The organism is Synechococcus sp. H55.9, from assembly GCF_047462355.1.
Classification (GTDB): Bacteria; Cyanobacteriota; Cyanobacteriia; order Thermostichales; family Thermostichaceae; genus Thermostichus.
In genome coordinates, this window is sequence record NZ_JANSJB010000008.1 from 32,861 (window position 1) to 37,021 (window position 4,161).

2 protein-coding genes are annotated in these 4,161 nt (G+C 62.6%); both read right to left on the reverse strand.

What is annotated here, in order from left to right; genetic code table 11:
* Nucleotides 1–532: response regulator (locus tag NW857_RS02230; RefSeq protein WP_414367838.1), on the reverse strand; the 532-nt coding region annotated here is incomplete at its 3' end.
* A 10-nt stretch (nt 533–542) separates the two neighbouring features.
* The coding region (locus tag NW857_RS02235; protein WP_414367839.1) for a PAS domain S-box protein at nt 543–4,161 on the reverse strand (3,619 nt) is incomplete at its 5' end.

A 4,161-nucleotide genomic window follows, 5' to 3' on the forward strand; every position in this document is an offset into this window, starting at 1 on the left:
TGGCCAGAAAGTGGTCTTTGAGGCGGTTGAGCTGCTCCAGATCTGCCACCTGGCAGGCCAGTTGGGCGGTGCGCTCCTGCACCTTGGCTTCCAGTTCCTGGTTAAGCTGCTGCAGACGGCGCTGGGCCTGGTTGGCTTGCAGCAAGTGGCGCAGCCGCCGCTTCAAAACCGACCAGTGGATGGGCTTGGGGATGTAGTCGCTGGCACCGGCGGCAAAGGCCTCACTGACAAAGGCTTCGTCTGCCAAAGCTGTGAGGATTAAAATCGGCATGTCGGGGTTTTGGGCGTGGAGGCGACGGCAGCACTCAAACCCATCCAGATCCGGCATCACCGCATCCAGGAGCACCATGTCCGGCTGATGGCGGCTTACGACTTCTAGACAAGCCAAGCCGCTGTCCGCTTCTACAACTTGGTAGCCTTCCCGCTCCAGGGCATAGCGAGCCAAAAGCCGCTGGCTGGGATCATCGTCGGCAATCAGCAGCAGCGGCTTTTCCTCGGCTCCAGAGAAGCTCCCTCCCCGCCAATCTGACATAGGCTTGGCATTAAGCTTCTGCATGGGTACTGGCAACAGGAGAAGGCCCAGACGCGGCAGCCGATAACTCCAGGGTAACTCGCTGGTACTCGGCTTCCAACCGTTGCAAGGCCTGCTTCAGGGTATCCCAGTTTACAAAAGCGGGAGAGGGGTGGCGAGAGAGGTTCTCCAGCTCCTGACACATCTGAGCTAGCGACTTGGCCCCCAGGGTGCTGCTGCTGCCCTTGAAGCGGTGGGCCAGTTGGGCCACGGTTTGGGCATCTTGCCGCTCCAGAGCCTGGCGCAGGGATCCCAGCAGGGCCTGGCTGTCTTGCTGGTAGGTTTGCACCATCTCCTGCCAGTCTTCGGGGGATCCCAGCATGCTGCGTAGGCTGGCCAGGGTGTCGGGATCCAAGGCTGGCTCCGGTTTTTCTTCCGTGCAAGAAGAAGAGATTTCCTGCAAAGCGCGCTCCAGCACAGCCGGCTGCAGGGGCTTGGTCAGGTAGCCGTCGACGCCGGCGGCCTCGGCAGCAGCACGGCTTTCCAGGAAAGCATCGGCGGTGAGGGCAAGGATGCGTGGCTGGCGATCTGGGGGAAGTTCGCTGCGGATGCGGCGGGTGGCGGCCAGGCCGTCCAGCTCCGGCATGTGCAGATCCATCAAGACCAGGTCGTAGGCGCGCAGTTGCAGCGCCTGCAGAGCTTCCAGGCCGTTGGCCACGATGTCCGGCTGATAGCCCAGCCGCTCCAGCATTAGGCGGATGACTTTTTGGTTGACGGGGTTGTCCTCGGCTACCAAGATGTGCAACGGGCAGCGGCTGGCCAAAGGAAGCTGGGGTTCCAAGTTGGAAGTAACGGCAGGCACTTTTTCCTGGCAAAGCAGAGCCCGCAGTTGCGAGGCCTTGACCGGCTTGCTCAGGGCAGGAAAAGAGCCAGAACTTGCCAAAGCCGCGCTGCGGGCCACCAGCAGCAAAGGCCTCAGGGGGGGCTGCTCCTGCTGCAGAGCCTTGGCCAGGGCCAGTCCATCGCCATCAGGCAGGCTGGTATCCACCAGGGCCAGCTCAAAGGTCTGGGCCTTGGCCAGAGCTTGGGCTTCTGCTGCAGAGCTGCAGGCCGTTACCTGCATCCCCCAGGCCTGGAGCAGGCGAGCCAGGAGCTGCCGTTGGCTGGCGTTGTCTTCCACCAACAAAACCCGCTTGCCGGCTAGAGCAGCATCGAGGGCTGGGGCTGCCAAGAGGGCCGGATCCGGAACACGCAGCGGGACACGGAAACCAAAGGTGGATCCCTGGCCCGGCTGGCTTTGCACCCAGATCTCTCCGCCCATCAGTTGACAGAGGCGCTGGCTGATGGCCAAACCCAGGCCCGTGCCGCCGTAGCGGCGGCTAATGGAGCTGTCCACCTGGCTGAAAGGCTTGAAGAGGCGATCCTGCTTTTCCGGCGGGATGCCGATGCCGGTGTCTTGCACCTGGAAGCTCACCCACTGCTCCTGGGCCTCGACGCTTACCACCACTTCTCCCTGTGGGGTGAACTTGATGGCGTTGCTGAGGAGATTGGCCAGGATCTGGCGCAGGCGGTTGGGATCCCCCACCAGGCTGGCTGGCAAGCTGGGATCCACCCAGGCCACCAGCTCCAGATCTTTGCTCTGGGCTTGGGCGGCCATGAGATCCAAGAGCTCCTCCATGAGCTGGGGCAGGGAAAAGGGCGTTTCCTCCAGCTCCAATTTCTGAGACTCGATCTTGGAGAAATCCAAAATGTCGTTGATGAGGCTGAGCAGCACCTCGCTGCCGTAGCGGATGGTCTGCACCCAATCCCGCTGCTGCGGATCCAGGGGGGTATCCAGCAACAGGCTGGCCATGCCCATGATGGCGTTGATGGGCGTGCGGATCTCGTGGCTCATGGTGGCCAAGAATTCGCTCTTGGCGCGGTTGGCCGCCTCGGCAGCTTCCATAGCCGCCTTCATCTGCTCTTCCGTCTGCTTGGCCAGGGTGATGTCCCGCCCGGCAGCGTAGGCCAGGGATCCCGCCAGAGAGGCGCGCCACTCGATAAAGCGGTAGCTGCCGTCTTGGGTGCGGTAGCGGTTGACTAAGCCATCCAGGCGTCCTTCTTGCAGCAGCTTTTGCATCGCCTTCTGCGTGGCCAGCAGATCTTCCGGGTGCACCCATTCCCAAAAGGGGTGCTGCTGCAGCTCCTCGAGGGAACGGCCCAGAACAGTCTCCCAAGCAGGGTTGAGGCGGCGAAAATACCCCTGCTCGTCGGCAATGCAGAGCAAGTCCAAAGCTACCGAGAAGAATTGCTCCAGCTCTGCTTCGGCCTGCTTGCGGGCGGTGATATCGACGGCGGTAAACACCCAGCAAGGGATCCCCCGCAGCACCAGCGGCTGGACGAAGACGTCTTCCCAAAACTCCCGGCCATCCCGCCGTTGCCAGTGCCACTCAAAGCGGGCAGATCCCTGAGAGCGAGCTTGCTCCAGGTGAGGCTGCAGCGAGAACCCCCTTCCCTGCAGGGCCTGGCGATAGGGGGACTGCTCCAAAACGTCGAAGGCCCGCAGCTCCTCCAGGCTAGAAAATCCATAGGCGGCAAGGGCGCGCGGATTAGCCTCCAAGATCTCGCCCGTTTCGGCATGGCGAATGAGGATGGCCACGGCAGCATTTTCAAACAGGGCGCGGAACTTCTGCTCGCTCTCTTGCAGGGCTTGCTGTGCCTGCACCCGCTCCGTGATGTCGCGAATGATGAGCACCACTTCCTGCGCATTCAGAGGGGCAATGCGCACCTCCTCGTGGCGCACCTCGCCATCGATTTCCAGGCTTTGCTCGTAGCGCTGCAGGGTTTGGGTGGCCAGGGCTTGGCGAATATAGGCAAGCCGCCGCTCCGCCAGGTCTGGGGGCAGGAGTTCGTGGGGTGAGCGCCCCAGGTAAGTTTCTGGCAAGCCGTAGGGCCGCACCTCCCCCCCACAGCTCACTCCCAGGCAAACGCCCTGGCTATCGAGGTGAAAGATGAGATCCGGGATGGCCGCCAAAATAGCTCTTTGCCTTTCCTCGGCAGCTTGGAGCTCCAGCTCGGCCTGCTTGCGCTCTGTGATGTCCCGCACCAAGACGTAGAGCTTCTCGCTGCCGTGGGCAACGATACAGGCCCTGCGATACTGCCGCACCCCGCCTGGCAGCTCGATCTCGTACTCCAGGTATTCGACGCTCTGGTTGGCCAGAGCCCGCCTTCCCAGAACCTCGCATTGCTCCCTCAACGCAGCAGGCAAAATCTCCTGGAGCCGACGGCCAATGTAGTCCTCGGGGGGGCGCAGAGTGGCGAAGTAGCGGGGCGGCTTGCAGTCGAGGATGCGACCGTCGGCAGCGATCTCCAAAACCATATCCGGGATTGCCTCGTAGAGGGCGCGGTAGCGGGACTCGCTTTCCCGCAGCGCCTGCTCTCTCTCAACCTGCTCGCTGATGTTGCGGCTGGTGATGAGGATCCCGTCCCCCACCGGCACCACCTGGTGGTGGAGCCAACGGGCCCGCAAGCCCGGCTGGCCGGAGATGGGAAACTCCTCTTCCAGGGGGATGCGGGTTTCCACCACCCGCTTGTATTTTTCAAAAAAGCCAGCCGTGCGGTTGATGGGCAACAGCTCGCACAGCCTTTGGCCGAGGATCTCCTCCCGGCGG